General features: G+C 65.1%; 23 protein-coding genes. 12 read left to right on the forward strand and 11 right to left on the reverse strand.

From position 1 onward, the window contains the following. Positions 1-19: 19 nt before the first annotated feature. From lon to AC0X69_RS17540, 6 genes are all read right to left on the reverse strand, one after another. The gene (gene lon / locus AC0X69_RS17515; protein WP_482609268.1) at positions 20-2,449 is read right to left on the reverse strand and encodes an endopeptidase La; all 2,430 of its coding nucleotides are present in this window, start codon (positions 2,447-2,449) and stop codon (positions 20-22) included. Positions 2,450-2,698: 249 nt separating this feature from the next. After that, positions 2,699-3,964, reverse strand: coding sequence for an ATP-dependent Clp protease ATP-binding subunit ClpX (gene clpX, locus AC0X69_RS17520; RefSeq protein ID WP_482609270.1), 1,266 nt, complete (start codon positions 3,962-3,964; stop codon positions 2,699-2,701). A gap of 233 nt (positions 3,965-4,197) precedes the next feature. Further along, positions 4,198-5,418 (reverse strand): 6-phosphofructokinase, encoded by a 1,221-nt coding sequence (locus AC0X69_RS17525; RefSeq protein ID WP_482609272.1) that lies wholly within the window; start codon positions 5,416-5,418, stop codon positions 4,198-4,200. Positions 5,419-5,528: 110 nt separating this feature from the next. Next, entirely contained in the window at positions 5,529-5,942 is a 414-nt protein-coding gene (locus AC0X69_RS17530) for a surface-adhesin E family protein (RefSeq protein ID WP_482609274.1), read from the reverse strand. 19 nt (positions 5,943-5,961) lie between these two features. Next, positions 5,962-8,790: a preprotein translocase subunit SecA gene (gene secA / locus AC0X69_RS17535; protein ID WP_482609276.1), complete on the reverse strand. Its 2,829-nt coding sequence runs from the start codon at positions 8,788-8,790 to the stop codon at positions 5,962-5,964. A gap of 200 nt (positions 8,791-8,990) precedes the next feature. After that, positions 8,991-9,953, reverse strand: a complete 963-nt coding sequence (locus tag AC0X69_RS17540) for a polysaccharide deacetylase family protein (protein WP_482609278.1) — start codon at positions 9,951-9,953, stop codon at positions 8,991-8,993. Positions 9,954-9,962: 9 nt separating this feature from the next. On the opposite strand from AC0X69_RS17540, the gene AC0X69_RS17545 reads away from it, so the two are divergent. Then, positions 9,963-10,394, forward strand: a complete 432-nt coding sequence (locus AC0X69_RS17545; RefSeq protein ID WP_482609280.1) for a GNAT family N-acetyltransferase — start codon at positions 9,963-9,965, stop codon at positions 10,392-10,394. A gap of 8 nt (positions 10,395-10,402) precedes the next feature. Next, positions 10,403-11,386: a zinc-dependent alcohol dehydrogenase family protein gene (locus tag AC0X69_RS17550; RefSeq protein WP_482613433.1), complete on the forward strand. Its 984-nt coding sequence runs from the start codon at positions 10,403-10,405 to the stop codon at positions 11,384-11,386. A 116-nt stretch (positions 11,387-11,502) separates the two neighbouring features. Here AC0X69_RS17550 and AC0X69_RS17555 read toward each other — a convergent pair whose 3' ends face one another. The 3 genes from AC0X69_RS17555 to AC0X69_RS17565 all read right to left on the reverse strand — a co-directional run bounded on the left by AC0X69_RS17555 (position 11,503) and on the right by AC0X69_RS17565 (position 15,070). Beyond that, positions 11,503-13,008 carry a bifunctional aminoglycoside phosphotransferase/ATP-binding protein gene (locus AC0X69_RS17555; protein WP_482609282.1) on the reverse strand — a complete coding sequence of 502 codons (1,506 nt, stop codon included), beginning with the start codon at positions 13,006-13,008 and terminating at the stop codon, positions 11,503-11,505. A gap of 57 nt (positions 13,009-13,065) precedes the next feature. Continuing rightward, positions 13,066-14,730: an outer membrane beta-barrel protein gene (locus tag AC0X69_RS17560; protein ID WP_482609283.1), complete on the reverse strand. Its 1,665-nt coding sequence runs from the start codon at positions 14,728-14,730 to the stop codon at positions 13,066-13,068. Positions 14,731-14,821: 91 nt separating this feature from the next. Beyond that, positions 14,822-15,070: a DUF2312 domain-containing protein gene (locus AC0X69_RS17565; protein ID WP_428381152.1), complete on the reverse strand. Its 249-nt coding sequence runs from the start codon at positions 15,068-15,070 to the stop codon at positions 14,822-14,824. Between the two features lie 181 nt (positions 15,071-15,251). On the opposite strand from AC0X69_RS17565, the gene AC0X69_RS17570 reads away from it, so the two are divergent. From AC0X69_RS17570 to AC0X69_RS17580, 3 genes are all read left to right on the forward strand, one after another. After that, the gene (locus tag AC0X69_RS17570; protein ID WP_482609285.1) at positions 15,252-15,734 is read left to right on the forward strand and encodes an RDD family protein; all 483 of its coding nucleotides are present in this window, start codon (positions 15,252-15,254) and stop codon (positions 15,732-15,734) included. Between the two features lie 85 nt (positions 15,735-15,819). Then, positions 15,820-16,551, forward strand: a complete 732-nt coding sequence (locus tag AC0X69_RS17575) for an arginyltransferase (RefSeq protein ID WP_482609287.1) — start codon at positions 15,820-15,822, stop codon at positions 16,549-16,551. A 143-nt stretch (positions 16,552-16,694) separates the two neighbouring features. Then, positions 16,695-18,044 carry a L,D-transpeptidase family protein gene (locus AC0X69_RS17580; protein ID WP_482609289.1) on the forward strand — a complete coding sequence of 450 codons (1,350 nt, stop codon included), beginning with the start codon at positions 16,695-16,697 and terminating at the stop codon, positions 18,042-18,044. A gap of 9 nt (positions 18,045-18,053) precedes the next feature. Here the strand turns inward: AC0X69_RS17580 and AC0X69_RS17585 are convergent, their stop codons facing one another. Together AC0X69_RS17585 and AC0X69_RS17590 are read right to left on the reverse strand one after the other, a co-directional pair. Beyond that, the gene (locus AC0X69_RS17585) at positions 18,054-18,476 is read right to left on the reverse strand and encodes a hypothetical protein (protein WP_482609291.1); all 423 of its coding nucleotides are present in this window, start codon (positions 18,474-18,476) and stop codon (positions 18,054-18,056) included. Next, positions 18,473-20,338, reverse strand: a complete 1,866-nt coding sequence (locus AC0X69_RS17590; protein WP_482609293.1) for a methylmalonyl-CoA mutase family protein — start codon at positions 20,336-20,338, stop codon at positions 18,473-18,475. The genes AC0X69_RS17585 and AC0X69_RS17590 overlap by 4 nt, the downstream gene beginning before the upstream one ends. Positions 20,339-20,639: 301 nt before the next feature. On the opposite strand from AC0X69_RS17590, the gene AC0X69_RS17595 reads away from it, so the two are divergent. The 7 genes from AC0X69_RS17595 to AC0X69_RS17625 are packed head-to-tail and all read left to right on the forward strand — an operon-like array spanning position 20,640 to position 26,232. Continuing rightward, positions 20,640-20,915, forward strand: a complete 276-nt coding sequence (locus AC0X69_RS17595; RefSeq protein WP_482609294.1) for an acyl carrier protein — start codon at positions 20,640-20,642, stop codon at positions 20,913-20,915. Further along, positions 20,916-22,151 carry a beta-ketoacyl-[acyl-carrier-protein] synthase family protein gene (locus tag AC0X69_RS17600; protein WP_482609296.1) on the forward strand — a complete coding sequence of 412 codons (1,236 nt, stop codon included), beginning with the start codon at positions 20,916-20,918 and terminating at the stop codon, positions 22,149-22,151. After that, the gene (locus AC0X69_RS17605) at positions 22,141-22,536 is read left to right on the forward strand and encodes a hypothetical protein (protein ID WP_482609298.1); all 396 of its coding nucleotides are present in this window, start codon (positions 22,141-22,143) and stop codon (positions 22,534-22,536) included. The genes AC0X69_RS17600 and AC0X69_RS17605 overlap by 11 nt, the downstream gene beginning before the upstream one ends. Next, on the forward strand, positions 22,533-22,937 hold the full coding sequence (locus AC0X69_RS17610) for a MaoC family dehydratase (protein ID WP_482609300.1): 405 nt from the start codon (positions 22,533-22,535) through the stop codon (positions 22,935-22,937). Before AC0X69_RS17605 ends, AC0X69_RS17610 begins: the two co-directional genes overlap by 4 nt. A 33-nt stretch (positions 22,938-22,970) precedes the next feature. Next, the gene (locus tag AC0X69_RS17615; protein ID WP_482609302.1) at positions 22,971-23,771 is read left to right on the forward strand and encodes an SDR family NAD(P)-dependent oxidoreductase; all 801 of its coding nucleotides are present in this window, start codon (positions 22,971-22,973) and stop codon (positions 23,769-23,771) included. Further along, positions 23,768-24,928, forward strand: a complete 1,161-nt coding sequence (locus AC0X69_RS17620) for a glycosyltransferase (protein WP_482609304.1) — start codon at positions 23,768-23,770, stop codon at positions 24,926-24,928. Before AC0X69_RS17615 ends, AC0X69_RS17620 begins: the two co-directional genes overlap by 4 nt. An 8-nt stretch (positions 24,929-24,936) precedes the next feature. After that, positions 24,937-26,232, forward strand: coding sequence for a glycosyltransferase family 2 protein (locus AC0X69_RS17625; RefSeq protein WP_482613435.1), 1,296 nt, complete (start codon positions 24,937-24,939; stop codon positions 26,230-26,232). Positions 26,233-26,250: the final 18 nt, after the last annotated feature.

The following is a 26,250-nucleotide window of genomic DNA, read 5'->3' on the forward strand; positions in this document are numbered from 1 at the left end:
TTTTGCCGAACAGTCGGCGTCAGTGGGCGCGAACGCCCGTGCCGTCATCGTCGGCGACGGCGGCGCCGTGCTTGGCGATAGCGGCCGCATCTTCCTGCCATACGATCGGCGTCGGCTGGGAGACGAGCGCATGCCGCAGCACTTCCTCCATCCGCGCGACCGGCACGATCTCAAGGCCGTTCTTCACCGCGTCCGGGATTTCCGCGAGATCCTTCGCGTTCTCCTCGGGGATCAGCACCTTCTTCAATCCGCCGCGCAGCGCCGCGAGCAGCTTTTCCTTCAAGCCGCCGATCGGCAGCACGCGGCCGCGCAGCGTGATCTCGCCGGTCATGGCGATGTCGCGGCGCACCGGAATGCCGGTGATGATCGAGACGATGGCGGTCGCCATCGCCACGCCCGCGGACGGCCCGTCCTTGGGCGTCGCGCCTTCCGGCACGTGCACATGGAAGTCTCGGCGGTCGAACACGGGCGGCTCGACGCCGAAGTCGACCGCGCGCGAGCGCACATAGGACGCCGCCGCCGAGATCGACTCCTTCATCACGTCGCGCAGATTGCCCGTCACCGTCATTTTGCCCTTGCCCGGCATCATGACGCCTTCGATCGTCAGCAGTTCGCCGCCGACCTCGGTCCAGGCGAGCCCCGTGACGACGCCGACCTGATCCTCCAGCTCGGCCTCGCCGTAGCGGAATTTCGGCACCCCAAGATAATCCGAGATGTTCTCGCTCGTGACGACGATCTTGTCCTTCTTCTTGAGAAGGATTTCCTTCACCGCCTTGCGCGCGAGATTGGAGATTTCGCGCTCCAGATTGCGCACGCCGGCTTCGCGCGTGTAGCGGCGAATGAGCGTGAGCAGCCCGTCGTCGGCGACCATCCATTCGTCAGGCGACAGACCGTGCTTGTGCACCGCATTGGGGATGAGGTGCCTGCGCGCGATCTCGACCTTCTCATCCTCCGTGTAGCCGGCGATGCGAATGATCTCCATGCGGTCCATCAGCGGCGCCGGAATGTTGAGCGTATTCGCCGTCGTGACGAACATCACATTCGAGAGGTCATAGTCGACCTCGAGGTAATGGTCGTTGAACGTCGCGTTCTGCTCAGGATCCAGCACTTCAAGCAGGGCCGAGGACGGATCGCCGCGGAAATCCATGCCCATCTTGTCGATCTCGTCGAGCAGGAAAAGCGGATTGGACGTCTTCGCCTTGCGCATCGACTGAATGATCTTTCCGGGCATCGAGCCGATGTAGGTGCGGCGATGGCCGCGGATCTCCGCCTCGTCGCGCACGCCGCCCAGCGACATGCGCACGAACTCGCGGCCCGTGGCCTTGGCGATCGACTTGCCGAGCGAGGTCTTGCCGACGCCGGGCGGGCCGACGAGGCAGAGGATCGGGCCGGTCAGCTTGTTGGCGCGGCTCTGCACGGCGAGATATTCGACGATGCGCTCCTTGACCTTCTCGAGGCCGAAATGCTCGGCGTCGAGCACTTCCTCGGCCTGTCCAAGATCGCGCTTCACCTTGGAGCGCTTGCCCCACGGGATCGACAGGATCCAGTCGAGATAGTTGCGCACGACGGTGGCTTCGGCGGACATCGGCGACATCTGCCGCAGCTTCTTGAACTCCGCGAGGGCCTTGTCGCGCGCTTCCTTCGAGAGCTTGGTGTTCTTGATGCGCTCCTCGAGCTCGGCGAGGTCGTCCTTGCCGTCCTCGTCTCCCAGCTCCTTCTGGATCGCCTTCATCTGCTCGTTGAGATAGTATTCGCGCTGCGTCTTCTCCATCTGGCGTTTGACGCGCGTGCGAATGCGCTTCTCGACCTGCAGGACCGAGATCTCGCTCTCCATCAGCGACAGACATTTCTCGAGGCGGCGCGCGACGCTGACCGTCTCGAGCACGTCCTGCTTCTCGGCGATCTTCACCGAAAGGTGAGACGCGACCGTGTCGGCGAGCTTCGAATAATCGTCGATCTGGGTGACCGCGCCGACGACCTCGGACGATACCCGCTTGTTGAGCTTCACATAGCTTTCGAATTCGGCGATCACCGAGCGGCCGAGCGCTTCGACCTCGACCGGAGAGCCGAGATCGTCGGCGAGAACTTCGGCGTCGGCTTCGTAATAGTCGTCCGCGCGCGTGTATGTGCGCACGCTGGCGCGCGCCACGCCTTCGACCAGCACCTTCACGGTGCCGTCGGGCAATTTCAGCAGCTGCAGCACGGAGGCGAGCGTGCCGATCGGGTAGATGGCGTCGCTCGCAGGATCGTCATCGCCCGCGTTCTTCTGCGTCGCGAGCAGAATCAGCCTGTCGGATTTCGTCACTTCTTCGAGCGCGCGGATGGATTTCTCGCGCGCGACGAAAAGCGGAACAATCATGTGCGGAAAGACGACAATGTCGCGCAGCGGCAGCACCGGATAGCTTTCGACCGCTCCGGGCGTGACGGCGTCTCGCTTCTCGTTCGACATTCTTCTTGTCCTGTCCTTGACGCGCCCCGCTAAAGCGGCGACGCGAGACCGCAGGCGAATTTGGGTTAAGGCCGCGATACGGTCGCCCGCCGGTTCCGCGCCAATAAAAGACCGCCGGCGATCACGCCCGACGGCCCCGTTAACGCAAATGGGATACGCGAACAATTGATTCAAGGCGCTGCGGCGCCCAAGCTTAACTCGCGTGCGCCGGCGGCCTAACGCCGCCGTAACGCGCGTCTTCGCAGCCGGTTAGGCGCTTGCGCCGCTCTTCTCGCTGCGTTCGGCGTAGATGTAGAGCGGCCGGGCTTTGCCCTCGACGACTTCCGGTCCGATGACAACCTGTTCGACGCCCTCCAGTCCTGGCAGGTCGAACATCGTGTCTAGCAAGATTCCTTCCATGATCGAGCGCAGGCCGCGCGCGCCGGTATGACGTTCGATCGCCTTGCGGGCGACGGCCGAAAGCGCGTCGTCCTGGAAGGTGAGCTCGACGTTTTCCATCTCGAAGAGCCGCTGATATTGCTTGACCAGCGCGTTCTTGGGCTCGGTGAGGATTTTCTTGAGCGCGTCCTCGTCGAGGTCTTCGAGCGTGGCGATGACCGGCAGACGGCCGACGAACTCCGGGATGAGCCCAAACTTCAGCAGGTCTTCGGGCTGCACCTGCCTGAAAATGTCGCCGGTGCGCCGCTCGTCGGGCGCCTGCACCGTGGCGCCGAAGCCGATCGACGTGTTGCGGCCGCGGGCGGAAATGATCTTTTCAAGGCCCGCGAAGGCGCCGCCGCAGATGAACAGGATGTTGGTCGTGTCGACCTGCAGGAATTCCTGCTGCGGGTGCTTGCGGCCGCCCTGCGGCGGCACCGAGGCGACGGTGCCCTCCATGATCTTCAAGAGCGCCTGCTGCACGCCTTCGCCGGAAACGTCGCGGGTGATCGAGGGATTGTCGGATTTGCGCGAAATCTTGTCGATTTCATCGACATAAACGATGCCGCGCTGCGCGCGCTCGACATTGTAGTCGGACGCCTGCAGAAGCTTGAGGATGATGTTTTCGACGTCCTCGCCGACGTAGCCCGCCTCGGTCAGGGTCGTGGCGTCCGCCATGGTGAAGGGCACGTCCAGGATGCGGGCCAGGGTCTGCGCCAGCATGGTCTTGCCGACGCCGGTCGGACCGATCAGCAGAATGTTGGACTTCGCGAGCTCGACGTCGCCATGCTTCGTCGCATGGTTGAGGCGCTTGTAGTGGTTGTGGACGGCGACCGAGAGCACGCGCTTGGCCTGAGCCTGGCCAATGACATAATCGTCCAGAACCTTACAAATTTCCCGCGGGGTTGGAATGCCATCGCGCTGTTTGACCAGCGAGGATTTGTTCTCCTCGCGGATGATGTCCATGCACAGTTCGACGCATTCATCGCAGATGAACACCGTCGGTCCGGCGATGAGCTTACGCACCTCATGCTGGCTCTTGCCGCAAAAGGAGCAGTAAAGCGTGTTTTTGGAATCGCCGCCGCCGACCTTGCTCATATTGTTCTCCTATCGGGCCGGACTGCCGGGCGAATCGGCCCGAACACCTGTGTTACCGGCGCCAGACTAACAAAAGGTGGAAGCGGTTGGCGTGCCCGTTCCCCATCCATCGTTTCGGTCATGCGACGAGCGCCCGAGAACCATGACTAGTTAGTGTATTTTACACGACGGCCAAATTGCAACCTTCGCCGGAAATTCCGTTCAAGCAAGAAAGGCGCCCCAGGGGGGCCGGCTTAGGCCGTGAGGATTTTGGGGACCCGATTGAGCCGCAACCGATAGGCGTCCGGCATGCCGCTTCCAAGCAGCGGGCGCAGATAGAGCCGGAAGGCGTCGGTGACGTCGGTCCCGCAGGGGCTGATGAATTCGTCCGGCATGACTTTGGTCTTCGCCGCGATTTCTTCAAGCGGGGTCAGCTGATAGTCGACGGAATAAAAGCCGGTCCGGTGGATGGTCACCGAGCCGTCGCGATCGCCCCAAATGGCGTATTGCACGGCCTTTTCGCCGACCTCGCGCGCCTCGCGCTGGTCGACGTCGGAGACGCAGCCGACGAAGCTCCGTTGCACATAGCCGAACGTGTCGGCGCGCACCCGCTTGAATCCGAGCCGATCCTTCACGAGTCGGGTCAGTTCGTCGGCGAGCGCTCCGCCGCCGAGATGGATATTGCCGTGATCGTCCCGCTCCACGGCTTTGGCGAGCTTCTCGGCGATCGGCATGTGGTCTTCGTCGCAAACGCCTTCCGAGATCGCGACGACGCAGCGGCCATATTTGGCCATCGTCGCCTTCACGTCGGCGAGGAATTTGTCGATGATGAAGGCGCGCTCGGGAATGTAGATGAGATGCGGGCCGTCGTCGGGGAATTTCTTGCCGAGCGCCGAGGCGGCGGTCAGGAAGCCGGCGTGACGCCCCATGACGACCGCGATATAGACGCCCGGCAGCGCCCAGTTATCGAGGTTAGCGCCAGCGAAAGCCTGCGCCACCCAGCGCGCCGCCGAGGGGAAGCCCGGCGTGTGGTCGTTGACCATCAGATCATTGTCGATGGTTTTCGGGATGTGGACGGTGCGCAGCGGATAGCCGGCGCTCCTGGCTTCCTGCGAGACGATGCGCACCGTGTCCGATGAATCATTGCCGCCGATGTAGAAAAAGCAGCCGACGCCATGCGCGCGCAGGACGCGAAAGATCTCCTGGCAGTATTTGAGGTCCGGCTTGTCGCGCGTCGAGCCGAGCGCCGACGACGGCGTGCAGGCGACGAGTTCGAGATTATGGGTCGTCTCCTGCGTGAGATCGACGAAATCCTCGTTCACGATGCCGCGGACGCCGTGGAACGCGCCATAGACCCGCTCGACTTCGCGAAACTTGCGGGATTCCAGCACCGCGCCGACAAGCGACTGGTTGATGACGGCGGTGGGGCCGCCACCCTGGGCGACGAGCACTTTGGAGAAATCAATGGCGGTCACGACAAGCTCCTGGAAACCCGCGGCGGCGCTTTCCCGCGATCGCAGGACGGCGCTTCAATCGCGCTGCGCTTATATTCTCAGCCGCGAGGCGGTTCAAATCGAACCAGCCGCTAATCCGAGGATTTGCTCGCGCAGACCTTGGCGAAGAGTCCGTCGTAATAGGGCGGCACCGGCGACCATTGATCCTTCGGCGGATAGGGCTTGGTGATCTTTCCCTCGCCCATCTGGCGCTCGCGCCAGCCGCCGCCCTCGGATCTGTATTTGCGATTGGCGCAATCGAACGACACTTTTTCGATTTCCGACAGCCCCTTCTCGGCGAGGCCAAATGCGGCGGCTTGCGGCGAGGCGGCGTTGTAATCGGTGAGCGCGTCGACCGTGACGATCCCCTCAGCCGACGTGCGGCGCGAGGCGCGGTCCATGTAAACGGTCGAAAACCCGTCGCTTGAGACGGGCGCCCAATCGGCTCTGGCCGAGGCGGAAGCAGCCAGCGTCGACAGGAGAGCCGAGACGCTGATCTTCCACATCGCCGTCCTCATCTTCATCTTAGACCAGGGCGCCGTGGCAGTGCTTGTATTTCTTGCCCGAACCGCAAGGGCAGGGCTCATTGCGGCCGACCTTGCCCCAGGTGGCTGGATTGGCGGGATCGCGCGCGACCGGCGCCTCGCTGACCGCGAGCCCGCGCGCCGAGAAATCGGCCGCCGCGAGACGCGTGTTGAGCTCGTCGAGCGCGCCGCCCTGCGGTCCGCCGCCGCCAACCAGCGCCTCCGGATTGGGATGCGACATCTCCATCGGCGGCAGTTCCGGCGGCGCCGACGGCGGCGCCTCGAAGGACACTTCGACGCGCATCAGTTGCGCGATCACCGTTTCGTCCCAGCGCGTCATAAGGCTCTTGAACAGCTCGAGCGCCTCGGACTTGTATTCGTTGAGCGGATCGCGCTGCGCCATGCCGCGCCAGCCGATCACCTGCCGAAGATGGTCGAGCGCGACGAGGTGTTCGCGCCATAGCGTATCGAGAGATTGCAGGACGACCTGCTTCTCGATCATGCGCATCAGCGGGCCGGTGTTCTTTTCGACGCGTTCGGCGTAGCCGGAGTCCGCCGCCTCAAGCAGGCGCTCCTTGATCTCCTCGTCGGCGATGCCTTCTTCCTTCGCCCAATCGGCGACCGGAAGATCGAGATTGAGCTTCGCCTTCACCTCTTCGACAAGACCTTCGACATTCCAGGCTTCCGCGTAGGCGTCGTGCGGAATGTGCTGCGACACCAGCGCGTCGACGACGTCGGCGCGCATGTCGGCGACCTGCTCCTCGACGCTCTCCTCATCCATGATTTCACGCCGGCGCTCGAAGATCACCTTGCGCTGGTCGTTCATGACGTTGTCGAACTTGAGGATGTTCTTGCGGATGTCGAAGTTGCGCGCCTCGACCTTGTGCTGCGCCTTTTCAATGGCCTTGTTGATCCAGGTATGGACGATGGCTTCGCCCTCCTGCAGGCCAAGCTTCACCAGCATCGAATCCATGCGCTCGGAGCCGAAGATGCGCATGAGATCGTCCTGCAGCGACAGGAAGAACTTCGAGCGGCCCGGGTCCCCCTGGCGTCCGGAGCGGCCGCGCAGCTGATTGTCGATGCGCCGGCTCTCGTGACGCTCGGTGCCGATGATGTAGAGTCCGCCCGAAGCGATCGCCTTCTCCTTGAAGGCCGCGACCTCCTCGCGGATCTCCGCCTCCTTCTTGACGCGCGCGTCGCCTTCGAGGCTGGCGCATTCCTGCGCCACGCGCATCTCCACATTGCCGCCGAGCTGAATGTCGGTGCCGCGGCCCGCCATATTGGTGGCGATGGTGATCGCGCCGGGCACGCCGGCTTCCGCGACGATATAGGCTTCCTGCTCGTGGAAGCGCGCGTTGAGGACGGCGAACAGCTTCGACGGCTTGCCCGAGCGCGCGGCCTCATACAGTTTGGAGAGGCCCTTCGGATCGGCGAAGTCGATCATCTTGTAGCCCTGCGACTGCAGGAACTCGGCAAGCTGCTCAGATTTCTCGATCGACGTGGTGCCGACGAGAAGCGGCTGCATCCGGCTGTTCGCGTCCTTGATCTCGGCGGCAATGGAGCCGAGCTTTTCCTTGTAGGTCCGATAGACCTCGTCGTCCTCATCGAGGCGGCAGACCGGCCGGTTCGTCGGAATTTCGACGACGTCGAGCTTGTAGATTTCCGCAAACTCATTCGCTTCGGTGGCGGCCGTGCCGGTCATGCCGGCGAGCTTGGCGTAGAGACGGAAGTAGTTTTGGAAGGTGATCGACGCGAGGGTGACGTTTTCGGGCTGAACCTGAACGCGCTCCTTGGCCTCGAGCGCCTGATGCAGACCTTCCGAATAGCGGCGGCCCGGCATCATGCGGCCGGTGAATTCGTCGATGATGACGACTTCGCCCTTGCGGACGATGTAATCCTTGTCCTTCTGGAACAGCTTATGGGCGCGCAGCGCCTGATTGACGTGATGCACTAGCGTGACGTTGTGCGCCTCGTACAGCGCGCCTTCGGTCAGCGCTCCCGCTTCGCCCAGCAACTCTTCCATGTGCTCATTGCCGGCGTCGGTGAGATGAACTGTGCGCTGCTTTTCGTCGAGCTCAAAGTCGTCGGCGTTGAGTTTGGGGATCAGCTTGTCGATCGTGTTGTAGAGATCGGATTTGTCGTCGATGGCGCCCGAAATGATGAGCGGCGTGCGCGCCTCGTCGATGAGGATCGAGTCCACCTCGTCGACGATCGCAAAGTTGTGGCCGCGCTGCACCATCTGCGAAAATTCGAACTTCATATTGTCGCGCAGATAGTCGAAGCCGAATTCGTTGTTCGTGCCGTAGGTGATGTCGCAGGCGTAGGCGGCGGCGCGCTCTTCGTCGGTTATCTCATGCACCACGACGCCGACGGTCATGCCGAGAAATTTGTAGATCTCGCCCATCCACTCGGAGTCGCGCTTGGCGAGATAGTCGTTCACCGTGACGACATGAACGCCCTTGCCGGCGAGCGCATTGAGATAGACCGCGAGGGTCGCGACGAGGGTCTTGCCTTCGCCAGTGCGCATCTCGGCGATCGCCCCTTCATGCAGCACCATGCCGCCGATGAGCTGGACGTCGAAATGGCGTTGGCCGAGGGTGCGCTTGGCCGCCTCGCGCACGGTGGCGAAAGCGGGGACGAGCAGGTCATCGAGGCTTTTGCCGGCGGCGAGCTCTTCGCGAAACTGGCGGGTGCGATCCCGGAGCTCATCGTCGCTCAGCGCCTCGACTTCCGGCTCCAGGGCGTTGATCGCTTTGACCTTCGGCGCATAGGTCTTAAGCCGGCGCTCATTTGCCGAGCCGAATATCTTCTTGGCGAGTGCGCCGATCATTCGTGCGAACCTTTCTCCCGCGCAGCGTCTGCCGCCTTCTCGGCGCGCCGGGGGACGGCGGCCGGCGGAACGTCGCATAATGCATGAATAACATCCGCCTGCGACATCGCGCCAACGGCGGGGCGCCGAGACCGACGCGGCATTTCCGCCGGAGAGATAAGAGCCGCCGGAAACCTTGTCAATGAAGGGCGTTTCCGGCGTTAAGGCGCGTCACTGATCGGCCGCAGGGGGAGAGGCATCGCGCCGGTCTCGAGAAGGCGCCAGAACAAACGCAGCCCTGCCGGCTCATTGCCGTTGGGGTGCACAAGCACGACCGAGCCAGGGCGGGGCCGCAGGCCGAGCGCGAGCCAGCCGTCCGCTCCGAGCGCCACCAGATGGCGGCTGCGCAGGCGCTCGAGCAGCGCGCCGTCGGCCACAAGCCCGGGAAATCGGAAAAATACCGAAGGCGACTCCCCCTGCGCGATGATGAGCTTTTCAGTCTCGAAAATCTCGCGATCGAGATCGACGCCGCGCCGCATGAGGTAGTTCCGGCTCTCCTGCAGCCGGGCGACATAGGGGTGGCTGTAGGAATGGTTCGCCCAGACGATGGCCAGCGCTCCGGCCCGCTCCTGCTCGCGCAGCCAGGCGAAGTCGGCCCGGTGACGCTGAAGCCATGCGCCCGACACGGCGAGGGTCACGGGCGTGTGCGGGCCCTGCGCGGCGAGTTTTTCGAAAAAGCTGCGGTCGAGCGGCTTGCGGCTGGGGCAGAGGTCGCCGGTGACGAAGGCGCCGTCGCCCGCGCCATGGATCAGTCCCGCGTTGACGAGCGCCGCCGGCCGCGCCGCTTCTTGGGGAGGACGCAGCGCTTTGAGATACCGCGTTTCGGCCTGAGCGGCGTCGCTCGTCGCGGCGCAGCGCCAGCAGTCGGCGCGACCCAGCGACGTCTGCAGCGTCTGCGGGTCGACGGTCAGAAGCAGCGACTGCCCATCGACGTTCATTCGGCGGATCGCGAGCCGCGAGTCGCCGTCTTTGCGGCAAAGTTCGAATATGGGCGAATAGTCGCGCACCCGCTGGCTCGCCGGCGCCGGCGTGGGCGATATTTCGACGGGCCTGCAGGCTTCGCCCGCAGCCGTTGCGGCGCCGGCGGCGCACGCCCAAAATAGCGTAACGAGGACCCGTTTCACGGCGCGATCATGATCAAGAGCGAAGACGTTGAGAAGATCGCCCTTTCCATTCAGGAAATGGAGTCGGCCGAGATTGCGGCAAGGCTCGGCGATGAGATCGCGGACCAGTTCGGCCCCCGCGACGAAAGTGGAGCCTGCATCGCGGCGCGCGATCCACAGGGCGTCCTCGTCGCCGGCTTGAATGGCGTCACCCACTGGCGCTGGCTCTATGTTCGTCATCTCTGGGTCGAGCCTGCGCGGCGGGGGCGCGGCCTGGGCCGCCGACTGATGGCCGAGGCCGAGCGGCTGGCCAGGGGCCGCGGCTGCGTCGGCATCTATATCGACACCTTCGACCCGCTGGCGGCTGCCTTTTACGAAGCTCTGGGATTCACGCGCGCGGGCGAGATTGTCGGCTTTCCGCCCGGACATGCGCGGCTGTTTCTGCGGAAGTCGCTGCAATGACGGAAATCATGCGGGCCATGGTCCTGCGGCGGCCCAACACGCCGCTCGTAATGGAGGAACTGCCGCTCCCCGCGCCACGCGCGGGGGAAGTGCGGCTCAAGGTCGAGGCGTGCGGCGTCTGCCGCACCGATCTTCATGTGATCGACGGCGAATTGACCAAGCCGAAGCTTCCGATCATTCCTGGCCATGAGATCGTTGGGCGGGTTGACGCGAGCGGTCTTGGCGTAACCGGCTTCTCGCCTGGGCAACGGGTCGGCGTGCCCTGGCTTGCCCACACATGCGGGCACTGCGCCTACTGCTTGAGCGCGCGCGAAAACCTGTGCGACGACCCGCTCTTCACCGGCTACACGCGCGACGGCGGCTATGCGACCCATGCCGTCGCCGATGCGTCATACTGTTTCCCGCTGCCCGAGACTGGGGATCCGGCGACGCTCGCGCCGCTGCTGTGCGCCGGCCTCATCGGCTGGCGCACATTGAAGATGGCGGGTCCGGCGGAAGCGATCGGCATCTACGGCTTCGGGGCCGCAGCGCATATCATCGCTCAGGTCGCGATCGCTCAAGGCAAGCGCGTTCACGCCTTCGTGCGGCCGGGCGATCGGGCGGCGGCCGATTTTGCGCTGTCGCTCGGCGCGGCGTCGGCTCAGGACTCTGACGCGCCCTCGCAGGAGCCGCTCGACGCCGCGCTGATCTTTGCGCCGGTCGGCGCGCTCATTCCGCGCGCGCTCGCCGCGACGAAGAAAGGCGGCGCCGTCGTGTGCGGCGGCATTCACATGAGCGACATTCCGAGCTTTCCCTATGCGCTGCTCTGGGAGGAGCGGCGACTGCTCTCAGTGGCCAATCTCACCCGCGAGGACGCGCGCGAGTTTCTGGCGCTCGCGCCGACGCTGCCGCTGAAGATGCATGCGACGCGCTATCCTCTGGCGCAGGCGAACGAAGCGCTTGCGGACCTCCGCGAAGGCCGGCTGCAAGGCGCGGCGGTGCTCGTTCCATAGGCGCTGCTGTCGTTCCCGGCGGGCCGCAGGCCTGACCGGGAATCCAGAGCAATGGCATGAGTGACGGGTTTCGTTCTGGATTCCCGACGCGCGCTTCGCGCGCGTCGGGAATGACATTACAGTTTGGCGGTTTGCGACGACGACTTCAAAGCATTCTTAATCTCATCAGCGATCGTCTCCGGGTCTTTCGAGGCGTCGAACTTCAGCCACTCGATTTCGCAGGTCGGCTTTTCCATTTGCGCCTCGAGCACTGCTCGCGTCGCGTCGGATACGTCATTGACGCGCGAATCGACGCGCGCCGCGCGCCGGTCGAGATCGAGATCCAGCCAGACGCCAAAGAATGGCGTCCGCGCGCGCTCGGCCGCGGCTCTTATCGCCTCGCGGTCCTGAGGACGGTCGAAGACGGCGTCGACGATGACGGGCCAGCCGAGCGCGGCCGTTCGCGCCGCAACGTCGAACATTTCGCCGTAGACCTTCGCCGAAACTGCGCTGGCGTAGGCCTCTTGCGGCAGGCGCGCCGTGGGCTCGACGGCGAAGAGCCGCTTGCGGATCCGGTCGCTGTTGACGACGCGCGCGCCTGGCGGGCGTCCGACGCGCGGCGCCAGCGCAGCGGCGACGCTCGATTTGCCCGACCCGCTGAGACCGCCAACTGCGATGACGGCGCCTTTGCCGGGCGTGAGCAGCGTCTGTGCAAGATCGAGATAGAGGCGCGCGCGATCGGCGTTGTGCTGCGACGCTTCGACATGCGCGCGTATGGCGGCGCGCAGCGACATGAAAAGTGGGAGAACCGGCAGGCCATCGGTCTCGTCGCGTGCGTCGAGATAGCGGTTGAACGCTATATTCGCGGAGGCAAGCGCGCCGACGCGCCAAAGATCCATCAGCAGGAAGCTGACGTCGTAGAGCACGTCGATCGTCGCGAGCTCCTCGTCGAATTCGAGACAGTCGAAGAGCGTCGGCGCGCCCTCGAACAGACAGATGTTGCGCAGCGTCAGATCGCCATGGCAGCGGCGCACCTTGCCCTGAGCCTTGCGAGAGTCGAGAAGCGCGCCATGGGCGTTCAGGTCTTCGTTGAGACGCGCAACGAGCGTGTCGATTTGCGCCGGGCTTGCCGCCGCCGCGTTGCGCAAACTCAAGGCGGTCTCGTCCAGCGTCCGGCGCATCGCCGCGGCGCCGCCGCTCTGATAGTCCGCCGTCGCTTCGTCGTGGGTCTTCGCCACTCGCCGCGCGAGCGCTTCGACCATTGCGCGCGTCAGGCGGCCCTCTTTTGCAATTTGCTCGAAGAGATCGTCGTCTGCGAAGCGGCGCATGACGACCACCGCGTCGACCGTTTCACCCGCGCCGTCGAGCACCAGCCGGCCATCCGCCTCGCGGGTCACGCGATGGGCGCCGAGATAGAGTTCGGGCGCGAAACGCATGTTGAGCGCCGCTTCGCGCTCACACATCTCCAATCGCCGGCTCGACGTCGAGAAGTCGAGATAGGGAAAGCGCACGGCTTTTTTCAGCTTATAGGCGTGCGTCTTGCAGAGTGCGACGATCGAAATGTGGGTGGTGACGATTCGCTCCGCGCCGCCGTCAAGCGAGACGAGAAAGCGCACGACTTCATCCTGCGCGCCAAAATCCATCCAGCGCTCCCGTTGTCGCCAGCGCTCGCGCACGACTAATCGCGAGAGCGGGCGCCTTCAAAGTTGAAACCTCAACCCGACGAGCAGAGTGTTCGCGATATAGTCGGCGTTCGGAAAGCTCGTATCCAGAACCTCGTGAACAAAGCTGCCGCGCAGCGAGATCGTGCGCGTGATCTTATAATCGAGCTTGACGCCCGCCGAGTAGCCGCGCTCGAAGACGTCGGCCCCTTCGTAGTCGTTGATGAAATAGGAGCCGAGCATCGTCACGTTGAGATTGCGCAGGAGATCATGCGACAGCTGCAGAGTGTATAGCTGGCTTAGCACGCCGCTGGCGCCTTCCAATGTCGTTTCGTTGAAGGCCGTGTTGGCGGTCAGCGTCACGGTCGTCAGCGCAGAGGGCGTATAGATCAGCGCGGCGTCGACGATCGGGCCACGCAGCGTCGTCAGTCGGGGGTCGGCGTAATCTCGTTCGCCATAACCCGCGCCAGCTTCGGCCTTCAGCAATTCGCTGAAATTCACCAGCGCGCCGCCGCGGACCGTGAAGCCGAAACTGTCCCGGTAATAGCCGTTGAAGTCGACCGGACTATCGTGCAGCCGCCGTGCGAAATCGCCTTCGATGAAGGGCTTGAGATCCGGCGTCATTTCATAGGAAATCCGGCCGACGCCGCCAAAACCGTTGTAGCTCGTCGACGAGAGATTGAGAATCGTGCCGTCGTTGTTGACGCCGTTCTCGTAATTGACGCGTTCGTAAACGCCTCTCATCGACACCAGGAGCCTGCCGAAGCGGTGTGTGATCCCTGGCTCGGCGGTGGCGCCGATGACGATCGGCCGGTTGACGACGAAAACATCGGGGACGCCGGTCGAGAGTCCCGGCGCGCCCGGACGAATGGTGTCCAGCGAAAAAGTCATCCTGTAGTCGAGCTGCGTGTCGCGCGTGACGTCATAGCGCGCGACGAGCCGGCCGGCGCCGTCCGGCCTGTTGGCGGGCGAATATTCCGGATACACCGCATAGCCCATGCGCAACTCGGCCGTGAGGCTGTGGCGCGCCCAGTCCGAACGCAACGCAAACCCGCCGTCGCCGCGAATGACCGAGGAGCCGCGCTTGCCGACTGTGCCGGGCGCGAGCCGGTTCGGGTTGTCATCATAGCCGCCGGAGAGTTCGAGGAAGGGCGAGAAGCGCATCGAGCCGACGCCAATCCCCAGCGGCTCGAACGGACTCCGCTCCAGCCTTGGTCTTGGCCTCAACGGGAGCGTCGGAAGCGCGGCGACCGTGACGGGCGGCGGAATGGGCGCCAGGGGCTGCGTCAGCGTTCCTCGCAGTTTCAGGAGCGCCCTGGCTTGCGACGACTTGCGATAGGGCTCGAGCGGCGGCAGCGGATTCTTCGGGGCGAAGGGGCGCGGCGTATAGACCCGCGGCGGCGGGTAGGGCTTCGGCAGCTTTTCCTTGCGCTTGGGCGCGCCGTAATTGGCGTAGCCGGAGACCGGCGGATCCTTGTCCATCGGCGCGCCGCGCGTCAACGGCTCCGCGTCGGCTGGAACTTCGACGTCCATTTGGGGAAGGGGAGGCGCGGGTCGGCCCAGCGGCGCGAGCGGCGGGGCGGCCGGTCGAGCGTCGATTGCGCGTTGCCTGGTCTGGCTTGAAGCCGGCGAAGCCGCCAGCGCCGCAAGCGCGACGCAGACCGCCGCAACTGCGGCGCGGCTCGGCAGGCTGTCCGGCGGCACGTCATCCCTCGCGCGTGCGCGTTCCTCGCGCGTCGGCGCAAAGGCGGCCCAGCTAGCGTTAGGGAAATATGGTTAACGGGAGCTTACGGGCCTATTCCATGCCGAGCGCCGAAAGGTAGAGGTCGAGGATTTCCTCCTCCTCCTGCCGCTTGTGCTTGTCCTGGCGGCGGAGCGACACGATCTTGCGCATCACCTTGGGGTCGAACCCTGTGCCCTTCGCTTCGGCGTAGACATCCTTGATGTCGTCGCCGATCGCGCGTTTTTCCTCCTCGAGCTTCTCGATCCGCTCGATGAAGGCGCGCAAATGTCCGCCGTCGACGGCGTTGCTGTCCATGTGCATTCCCGAGGCTGCTCCGGGCGGGCAGGGGCGCGCGCCGGCTGGGGAGGCTTGCGACAAAGGGGCCGCCTCCGTCAAGGCCGAGCGGGCGCTAATCCCCGCATTCCGCAGGCCGAGCGGCGCACTTGAAACCGCGTCCGCGGTCGCCGATCTTTGGCGGGTCAACCGAAAGGCGGCTAACTCGATGACCGAGCGCGATCCCTTTTCCAGACGCGGGCAGCCCTTCGACCCGATAGGCGCGCGCGCCGCCCCTTATATTCCGCCACAGGCGCTCGAGGGCGTGCGCACGCGCCGCATCATCGCCGTCATGCTTGACCTGATCCTGGTCGCCGGCATGTCGGCGGCGCTGTTCGTCGCTCTCTTCATCCTGAGCGCGGGGCTGTCGGCGTTCATCCTGCCGCCGCTGTTCCCGATCGTCGCCTTTTTCTACAATGGCCTGACAGTCTCCGGGTCGAGAATGGCGACGCCGGGCATGGCGTTCATGGACCTGGAGATGCGCACCATGGACGGCGACCCCGTGCCGTTTCTGCAGGCCGCCGTCCATGCCGTGCTGTTCTACGTCACCTGGCTGTTTCCGCCGCTGCTGCTCGTATCGCTCTTCACGAGCGACAAGCGCTGCCTGCACGACATGCTCGCGGACGTCATCGTTTTGCGGCGCTCGTCTTAAAATTCGCAACTTCTACGCTGCAAATCGCCCTTGGCGCGCGCGGTACGGGCGCTCTAGATTAATTGAGAATCTGGGATCATAGAGCGTGACGAAAGAGCCGCGCGACGCGCCGCAATTCTATCTGACCTCTCCGGCGCCGTGCCCCTATCTGCCGGGCCGCGAGGAGCGGAAGGTCTTCACCCATCTGATCGGCCTGCGCGCGCCGGCGCTCAATGACACGCTGACGCAGTCAGGCTTCCGTCGCTCGCAAACCATCGCTTACCGGCCCGCCTGCGAGCAGTGCCGCGCCTGCGTTTCCGTGCGGGTGAAGGTCGACGAATTCACGCCGACGCGCGGCATGCGGCGCGTGCGCCGGCGCAATGGCGATCTTGTCGCCGAAACGCGTCCGGCGCGAGCGACGCAGGAGCAATACGCCTTGTTCCGCCGCTATGTCGGCGCCCGCCATTCCGATGGCGGCATGGCGGACATGAGCATGGTCGACTATCAGATGATGGTCGAAGACAGCCACGTGGACACCCGCCTCATCGAATACCGTCTGGCGCAGGCGAATGGCGAAATCGGCCCGCTCGTCGCCTGCTGCCTGACCGATCGGCTCTCCGACGGATTGTCGATGGTTTATTCGTTCTACGAGCCTGAACTCGAGCATCGTTCGCTCGGGGCTTTCATGATTCTGGATCATGCGGATCGCGCCCGGGACTTCGGTCTGCCGCATGTGTACCTTGGCTATTGGGTCGAGGGTTCGCGCAAGATGGAATATAAATCGCGCTTCCTGCCCCAGGAACGCCTCGGCATGAGCGGATGGATCCGGGTGGGCTGACTGGTCGCTGCGCCCCAGGCCACAAAATCGCCGGACTATTCGCGCCTTGTTAACGCTGAAGATGCACAACTCGATCAAAAGAGCCGGCGCGGTCCTCTAGGCGGCGCCGTCTTTTGGCTTGACCGCCGGAGTGGTCTCCGGCGATGCGATTGGAGCGATCTGTGCGAGAATCCGCAATATTCCAGTTTGCCCGCGGCGCCGCGCTCGTTCTGGGCGCTGTCGCTCTCACGCCAGCCTCGGCGGCCTGGGACCAGGACGGACAGGCCGAGTGGGCGCAGCGCTACGACGCCGACGCGCGCCTGACCGTGTCGCGCTCGACGACTCCCATCCTCTCCACCCATACCGTGGCCGCAACTCAAGCGGCGATCGAGCGCATCCGCGAAATCGTCGCCAACGGCGGCTGGCCGCAGGTGCCCGCCGGCCAGCAGTTGCGGCTGGGCTCGAACAGTCCCGCGGTGTCGGCGCTGCGGCGTCGCTTGATCGTTTCGGGCGATATCGGCCAGGAAACGGGCGCGAGCCCGGTGTTCGACTCCTACGTCGAGGCGGCGGTTCGCCGTTTTCAGGCGCGCCACGGCCTCATCGCGAGCGGCGTCGTCAATCAGCAGACCATCCAGGCGCTGAACGTTCCGGCTGAGATCCGGCTGAAGCAGCTTGAGACCAACCTCGTGCGCTTGCACAGCTTTTCGCGCGATCTCGGCAACCGCTACGTCACCGCAAATATCCCCGCCGCCACCGTGGAGACCGTGGAGAACGGGGAGGTCATGACCCATCACATGGCCGGCGTGGGCAAGATCGACCGCCAGTCGCCGGTGATGCAGACCAAGGCCATCCAGGTCAATTTCAACCCATTCTGGACCGTGCCGGCCTCGGTCATCCGCAAGGATCTGATCCCCAAGATGCAGGCGGATCCGAACTATCTCAGCGCCAACCACATCCGCGTCTACAGCAAGGACAACCAGGAGCTTCAGCCCGAGCAGATCAATTGGCGCTCGCTCGACGCGCTGAATTTCCGATTCCGCCAGGACATCGGCGGCGACTTCAACTCGCTGGGCGTCGTGCGCATCGACATCGCCAACCCCTATGGCGTCTACATGCACGATACGCCCGCCAAGGGCGTTTTCGGCGACGATTTCCGCTTCGTCTCGTCGGGCTGCATCCGGCTCCAGAACGTTCGCGACTACGTCGCCTGGCTCCTGAAGGAGACGCCCGGCTGGGATCGCGACCACATTGACGAAGTCATCGCCTCCGGCGAGCGCGTGGACGTCAAGATCACGCCGGCCGTGCCGGTCTACTGGGTCTACATCACGGCGTGGGCGACGCCGGACGGCGTGACCCAGTTCCGCGAGGACATCTATCAGCGCGACGGGCTCGGCGTTCGGTCGGCCGGCGCCGATTCGGCGGCGCCGACGGTCGTGCAGGCGGCGCGTCCGATGCGCGGCGAGGGGATGTTCTCGGGCGACGACGACAGCTATTTCGAGGAGCGCCCGCGATAACGGCGGCGGCTATTGCGCCGCCGCGTCGCTGCGCGACGCGCGCCAGGTTCCGCCGCAGAGGTCCGTCGAGGACGACCAGGCGCCGGAGCCCCTGCCGCCGCGCAGCGTTCCATGGAAACGCGCCACGCGCTCTCCTTCGCCGGTGAATCTCGCGACGACCGTCCCTTCCTCGTCGACATAGCCCCAGGACGATACGGCGGGGCCTGGAGAGGGAACGATCTTATTGTCGACGATCGCCAGGGACTGCGGAATGAGCGTTTGGCACTCGCCGACGGTCGTCGTCGCGTCGATATTCCACCTGCCGTTCGGATCGCCGAGGGGGCCGGTCAGCGCCTGTTCGGCGGCCGGCTTCGACTTCGGGCCGCGCGGCTGTTTGGCGTATGCCCCCTGGGCCGCCACGCAGGCCGCAAGCGCCAACGCTAATCGTCTCATTTGGCCTCCGAAAGCGCGCGCTGCAGCGCGCCATGCATGTCGCAGCCCGCGTGGATGAATTCGGTCACGCCCGCCTGGCGAAGACGCTCTTCGAGTTCGCCCGGCCGTCCGGCGAGATAAAGCCGCGCGCCGGCGCCCTTTAGCGCAAGCGCCGCCGTTTCCGCCGCGTCTCCGTAGATCCTGTCGGACGAACAAAGGCAAGCGAGTTTGGCGCCAGACGCACGGTAAGCGTCGACCAATTCGCTCGTGGACTCGGTTTCAGGACCAAAAACCGCCTCGACGCCGCCGGCCTCGAAAAAATTCTTGGCGAAATTCGCACGCGCGGTGAATGCGGCGACCGGGCCGAGATTGGCGAGGAAGATCCTGGGGCGGACGCCCGAGACGGCGAAATGCGCGTCGGAGTCTTCGCGCAGCCGCTCGAAGGGCTCGGCGAGACGGTGGGGCGCGAGCGGATCGCTCTTTAACGCGCCGGCCGGCGGCTCGACGCTTTCGCCCGCCGCGTCATAGGGCATTAGGACATCGAGCGCGCTCTCGTGGATATCGGGAAACTGGTTCGCGCCGATGACTCTGTCCTTGGCGCGCGAGACGTTTTTCGCGCGCAGCGCGGCGACCTCCGCGACGCTCGCCTGGAAGGCTCCCGTCTCCAGCGCTTGGGCAAGGCCGCCGTCCGCTTCGATCTGCTGAAAAAGCGTCCACGCCCGCTGGCACAGCTCATCCGTCAGCGCCTCGAAGCCGCCGGCGCCGCTCGTCGGATCGTCGACGGCGTCGATATGCGATTCATCCTGCAGGACGAGCTGCGTGTCCCGCGCCAGCCGCCGCGCGAATTCGTCGGGGGCGCCGAGGGCCTGGGTGAAGGGGAGGACGGAAATGGCGTCCGCGCCGCCGACCGCCGCGGAGAAGACCGCGAGCGTGCCGCGCAAGATATTGTTCCACGGGTCCCGGCGCGACATCATCCGCCACGCCGTCTCGGCGAAGACCAGCGCCGGCTTCGCGGAGAGTCCGCAGGCCTCTTCGACGCGCGCCCAAAGGCGCCGCGCGGCGCGGAACTTGGCGACGCCCGCCAATTCATCGGCGTCGGCGCAGAATCGGAAGGCGATGAGGCTGCGCGCCGAATCGAGATCTAGGCTGGCGTCGGCCAGCGCGCGCAGATAGGCGAGCGCCGAGGAAAGCGCGAAGGCGAGTTCCTGCGCCTCGGTCCCGCCCGCCGAATGCACGACGCGGGCGTCCGCGACCGCGGTCGCGTAGATGAATCCCGCGTCGGCGGCCGCCTTTACGTCGCGCGCGAAGCGCTTTGCGTCCTGCGCCCATGGCTCCGGCGCGAACCCGTGCCGCGCCTGCGCGCCGAGCGGATCGAAGCCCATGGAAACCCGTGTGATCGACGGCTCGATATGCTGGCGGTCGATGTAACGCATGAGCGCCTGGGCGGCGCCCGGCGCCCGGGGCGAATAGTCGAGCGTCAGCGGAATGCCGTAGTCGAGGCGAATATTGGCGAGCGCGTGGGCGATCGTTTCATCATCGTCGCTGGCCAATCCGCCGCCATAGGCGCCCATCGAGCCGGCGAAGACGAGATGCAGTCCGTCGGCGCCGCCGTCGAGATCCTGCAGCGCCAGTCGGTTGGCGGCGTCGGCGTCGGCGAGGTCGACGCGCGCGAGAATGGCCCAGCGGCCAGGATTTTTCCGCAGGGCAGGGACGGGCAGACCGGCGGGGCGGGCGTAAAGCGGCTGAATTGAAACGCCATCATAGGTCTTGGAGACGAGCGTTTCGAAGGACGCGCCCTTGAGCGCCCGCTCGACGAGAACGCGCCACTGCGATTCCGTGGCCTGTGGAAAAACCCCCGCGAGCGCCGTCTCCTGTCCCGTCATTTTCGCTGTCGCCCTCCATTGTTTCGGCCGGCCTTTTCGCATGAAGCGACCCGACGGGCCACTGCAAATCCGCTTCGGGAGCTGCGGGCTTTATTTTCGCGCCCAAACGCCTTAACCAGTGCCGACCGCGCTCTGAGGGCGGAAAACAGGGCGCTGGGGCGGAATAGCCGGACTTCAGGCGGGCGATCCGGCGGCGCGCCTCGAACTAAAGGGCGTCGGATCGGCGCCGCCGCGTCAACGCGTCGCGTGCGAAAGCGAGTTGTCGCCCAGGCGGCGAAGAACCCTGAGACGGAGGGATTTCGTGACAGAGAATCTGCAGGACAACAGCCAGCTCGTTGACGAGATCATCGAGGTGATCGCGTCTGAGGGCATGGTCGACCGAACCAAGATCACGCCCGACGCGTCGATCGAGAGCCTCGACCTCAAATCCGTGGACATCGTGATGATCCTCACGGCGCTCGAGGAGAAGTTCAACGTCTATATTCCGATGGATGGATCGCTGCAGGAAGCCAAAGACGTCAAGAGTCTGATCGAGGCGATCGCCGATCATATTCAGAAAGAGCGCGAGAAGCAGTAAATGGCGTTCTCGCGTGCGCGGGCCGGAGAACGCCGCGTCGTAATTTCTGGGATGGGCGCGGTGTGCGCCTCGGGCGTCGGCGCGCAAAAGCTGTGGGAAGCGGCGCGCGACGGCCTCGCCCAGATCCGGCCGCTCCGGACGGAACGCCCTTACGACGGCCGCATCAAAATCGCGGCCCAGGTGCCCGACTTCAATCCCGCCGACTACATCGAACCGGAAGTCCTTCCGTTCTGCGATCCCTTCACGCAGTTCTGCATCGTCGCCGCCGATGAAGCGATGGCGCAGGCGGGTTTCGCGCGCAAGGACATCGCCGGACCCAGAACCGCCGTCATCATCGGGACAGGGATCGGCGGGATGACGACGATCGAGGACGGCATCTACCGCTATTATGTCGAGGGGACGCGCCCCGAGATGTTGAGCGTCCCGAAGCTCATCCCGAGCGCATGCCCCGCGACCATCGGGATGCGGTTTTCCTGCCTCGGCCCGACATTCGCGATTGGAAGCGCCTGCTCGTCGGCGACGCAATCGATCGGGCTCGGCATGCAGATGATCCGGCAGGGCCTCGTGGACAGGGCGATCGTCGGCGGCGCCGAGGCCTGCGTCATCAATGCGACGATCCGCGCCTGGGAAGGCCTTCGCGTAATGACGCCGAATTTGTGCCGTCCGTTCTCGAAAGGCCGCAACGGCATGTCGCTCGGGGAGGGCGCGGCGGTCTTCATCCTTGAAACGGAGGAGGCGGCGCGCGCGCGGGGCCATGAGCCGCTGTGCGAACTCGCCGGCTACGGCACGACGAGCGACGCGAAGGATCCGGTGCGGCCGGACCTCGAAGGGGCGTCAAACTCGATCGCCCTGGCGCTTGAAGACGCGGAAATGGAGCCGCAGGAGATTCATTACGTGAACGCGCACGGCACCGCGACGCACGCCAACGACATCACCGAGGCGGAAGCGATTCTGCGCGTATTCGGCGACTACGGGCGCGCAGTGCCGGTGTCGTCGACGAAGCCTATTCACGGCCATGCGCTCGGCGCGAGCGGCGGCCTCGAACTCGTCATCACCATACAGGCGCTGCGGGAGCAGACCGCGCCTCCGACCATCAATTTCCTGGAGCCGGATCCCAAGTGCCCGCTCGACGTCGTCCCTAACGCCGCGCGCAAGCACAGGATCGACGCCGCCATGTCCAACTCCTTCGCCTTCGGAGGGATCAACGCCGTGTTGATCGTACGTCATGCCGCTTGAGCCGTCGCTCGCGCTGGGGCCGTTCAGGCTGCGCGTGGATCCGGCGCGCGCCGCAGCCTATGCGCGCGAAACGGGCGGCGACGGCGCCAACGTCCCGCTCGCCTATCCGGCGGTCTGGCTCGCCGAGCCCTCGCTGTTTTCAGTCGTTCGAGACCTCTGCGCCGAACTCGACGTGGTGCCCGTTCATGAGGCGCAGACCTTCTCTTACGATGCGCCGCTTGTCGCGGGCGAGAGCTACGATTTGAGCGTCACCATGAGCCGCGAGGAAACGCCGCCGCGCTTGACGATGATCGCGACGGTCGCGACGCCCGAGGGGGAGTCCTGCGCTCGCATAGAAACGATCCTGCGGCTCGTCCCGCGCGCCGGATTTGGGAGCGCGTCATGAGCGATCCCGTCAAGGTCGGCGACAAATTGCCGGAGACCATCATCGGCCCGTTCGACGCGCCTTCGCTCGAGCGTTACGCCGAGGTCTCGGGGGACGCCAATCCGCTGCATCTCGACGACGCCGTGGCGGCGGCGATCGGGCTCGCCGCGCCGCCGGTGCACGGCATGAAGCTCATCGCCGCGTTTGAGCCGATGCTGAGAGCGTGGCGCGCCGACCTCGTGATCTCTTCCATCGGCGGAAAGTTCGTGCAGCCGATCCTGCGCGGAGAGACGGTGCGGCTGACGGGCCGGGTGCTGCGGGCGACGGAGAACGAGATCTTTGTTCGTCTGACGGCCTATGGCGCTGCGCGGGCGCCTGGCGTCATCGGCGAAGCCACCCTGCGGCCGAGGGCAGCCACATGAATTTCCCCGCGCACCGGAGAACGGAGCGCGCCGGTGGGTAGAAGCGCCCCTCGGGTCCTGATCACCGGCGCCTCGAGCGGCATCGGGCGCGCCCTGGCGCTCGCCTATGCGCCGGAGGGCGCGAGCCTCGTGCTGCTCGGCCGCGACGCCGAACGGCTGGAGGCCGCCGCCAGCGCCTGTCGCGCGGCGGGCGCGCAAGAGGCGGAGACTTACGTCGCCGACGTGCGCGACCGGGACGCCATGGCGGGCATCGTTCATTCGGCCCATGAGAAACGCCCCATCGACATTCTCGTCGCCAACGCCGGCGTCGCGACGGGGCTGCTGCGCGGCCAGCTTCTCGAAACGCCCGAGGCCGTGCGGGCGATGCTCAAGATCAATGTCGAGGGCGTGTTCAACACCGTGGAGCCCGCCATCCTGCCGATGTGCGCGCGCAAGAGCGGCAGAATCGCCATCGTCGGCTCGATGGCCGGGGTGCGCAGCCTGCCGTATTCGCCCTCCTATTGCGCCGCGAAGGCCGCCACGCACATGTGGGCGGATTCGCTGCGCGGCGCGCTGGCGCCGCATGGCGTTTCGGTCAGTCTGATCGTGCCGGGCTTCGTCAAGACGCCGATGTCGGCGCGCACGAAGTCCTGGCAGCCCGGCGCCATGTCCGACGAGCGCGCCGCTCTGATCATCAAGCGCGGGTTGGAGCGGCGCCGTCCGGTGATCGCCTTTCCGCTGTTCATGTATGCGGCGATGCGTTTCTTCGCCCTGTTGCCGCCGGCCGTCGTCGACGGGGTCATGCGGCGCTTCCATGTCGATGTGCCTGAGACGACGGAACGAGAGATCTCGTGACGGCCTACACCGTCTTCGCTGGCGCCGCAGGCGCCTACTGGATGATCGCCGTCGCTCTGCTTCTCGTCTCCGTGGCGGCGACGATCGCGCAACCCTGGCTCGCCGCGCGCCGCGCCACACGGCGGGATCGGCCGCCGATCTCGATCGTCCTTCCCGTCAAGCTGCTCGAAGATCAGTTCGATCGCACGCAGGAATCGGCGCTGACGCAGCGCTATCCCGAGTTCGACGTGACTGTCTCGGCGACCGACCTTGACGCGCCGGCGGTCCAGCGCATGCGCGCCATTCTCGCGCGTCACCCATCAGTGCCGTCGCGCATTCTCCGTTCGACGGCGAGATTCGCGGTCAGTCCGAAGGTCGACAATCTCTACGCGCCCTTCATGCAGGCGACGCATGACGTGATACTGATGAAAGACGCCAATGTGCTGCTGGAGCCGGACGCGCTGGCGCAGCATGTCAGGCAACTGACGGAGGACGTCGGGCTCGTTTGCGCGATCCCCTATTGCGCGCGGCTCGAGAATTTCGCCGCTCACGTCGAGGCGGCTATCATCAACGGTCCGCATGCCCGTATGCTGTTTCTCGCCTCGGCCCTGGGGCAGGGGCATGGCGTCGGCAAGATCATGCTGTTTCGGCGTTCGGACTTCCTGCGCGCGGGAGGGTTCGACGCGATTTCTCATACCGTCGGCGAAGACAACGCTTTGGCGAAAGCTATGCGGCGCGCAGGCAAACGGCCCGTCTTCTCCCATTGGCCGGTGCGACAGGAACTCGGCGCGCGCGCGTTCGTCGACGTGTATCAGCGGCAGTTGCGCTGGAGCGTCGTTCGTCGGAAGGACGAGCTGATTTCTTTCCTCGCTGAACCGATATGCCAAGCAGTTCCAGCGGTTATCGCATCTGCGCTGGCGGCGCCGCTTATCGGGGTCGCCCCCCTTTCAGCGGCGTCGGCGACGCTTCTTCTGTGGTTTACGCTCGAAACATTGCTTTCCATAGTCAAAGGATGGCAGTTATCTTGGGCTGCGCCCATCGTGTTTGTGGTTCGCGAGGCGACGATGCTGGCGGTCTGGTTGAACGCCTGGGTCACTGACCAGGTGGTCTGGGCGAGGGACAGCGTGAACGCGCGCGCCGGGGCGAAGCCCTCGCCGGTTCCGCATGAAGAAGGATAGACCGTTTGGTGCTGGGGCTTTTTCGATTCCTTGCCGACGCGATCACGTTTGCCTCCGCTTCGATCCTGGCTGCGATCGGGATCGGCTATCTGATCGTCATCGGCCGCTTCTTTTACGACCAGCTGCGCGGCGTCCGCGATCCGCAAGCGCCCGCCACGCCTGACTCGGATCTGCCGCGCGTCGTGCTGCAGATCCCGGTGTTTAACGAGCCGCTCGTCACAGAGCAGTCGCTGCGCTGCGTGGCGCTTCTCGACTGGCCCAAGGAGAAGCTGCGCATTCAGCTGCTCGACGATTCAACTGACGAGACCAGCGCGCGCGCGGACGCCGTGGCCGCGGAGCTTCGCCTCGGCGGCGCGGTCATCGATCACGTGCGGCGCGCCGATCGCTCGGGCTTCAAGGCCGGCGCCTGCGCGCACGGCCTCACGCTCACCGATGAACCCTTCGTCGCGATGCTCGACGCGGACTTCCGCCCGCCGACGAATTGGCTCAAGCGGACAGTCCCGCTGTTTCTGACCGACGAACGCGTCGGCTTCGTGCAGTCGCGCTGCGAGTTTCAGAACTTCGAAAAGAACTGGCTGACGCGCGCCCAGGGGCTCGTTCAGGATGGCCATTATCTCGTCGAGCAGCGCTCGCGCGCGCATGCGGGTTGGCTATTCCAATTCAACGGCACCGGCGGGATCTGGCGACGGGCGACGATCGAGGACGCCGGCGGCTGGTCAGACTATTCGCTGTGCGAAGACCTCGACCTCACGGTGCGCGCGGCGCTCAACGGATGGCATGGGCTGTTTGTCTCGGAGCCGCCGATTCCCGGCCAGGTGCCGGAAGGCATTCGCGATTTCCGCCGCCAGCAGAGACGCTGGTCCAATGGTTTCGTGCAGGTCGCGCAGAAGACGATCGTGCCGATCTGGCGCTCGCCCTGGAGCCTGACGCGGCGCGTCATGGCGATCTCTCTCATCGCCCATCAGATTTTCTTCCCCGTCGCCGCGATCGGATTCATCGCTTTCGTTCTTGGCATAATCCTCCACGGGTCTCTCGCGCCCTATGCCGGCATGCTGGAGATCATCGGGATCATGACGGCGTTGGTGGCGCTCGGCATCACGCTGCCGCCCTATCTGGCGCTCAAGCGCGGGAGCGTCGGCGATTACGTGAAGACCGTCGCGTCAATTCCGCCGCTGATGATCTATCTCGCCTTCGCCAACGGCGCGAAGATTCTCCAGACGCTGCGCGGCCGTAAATCGACGTTCAAGCGCACGCCGAAGCTCGATCATGAGGCTGCGGCGCCGATCGACGCCGAAGTGGAATAAGGGACGTTACGGGCCGCG

The organism is Methylocystis sp. Uni0008, assembly GCF_056838045.1.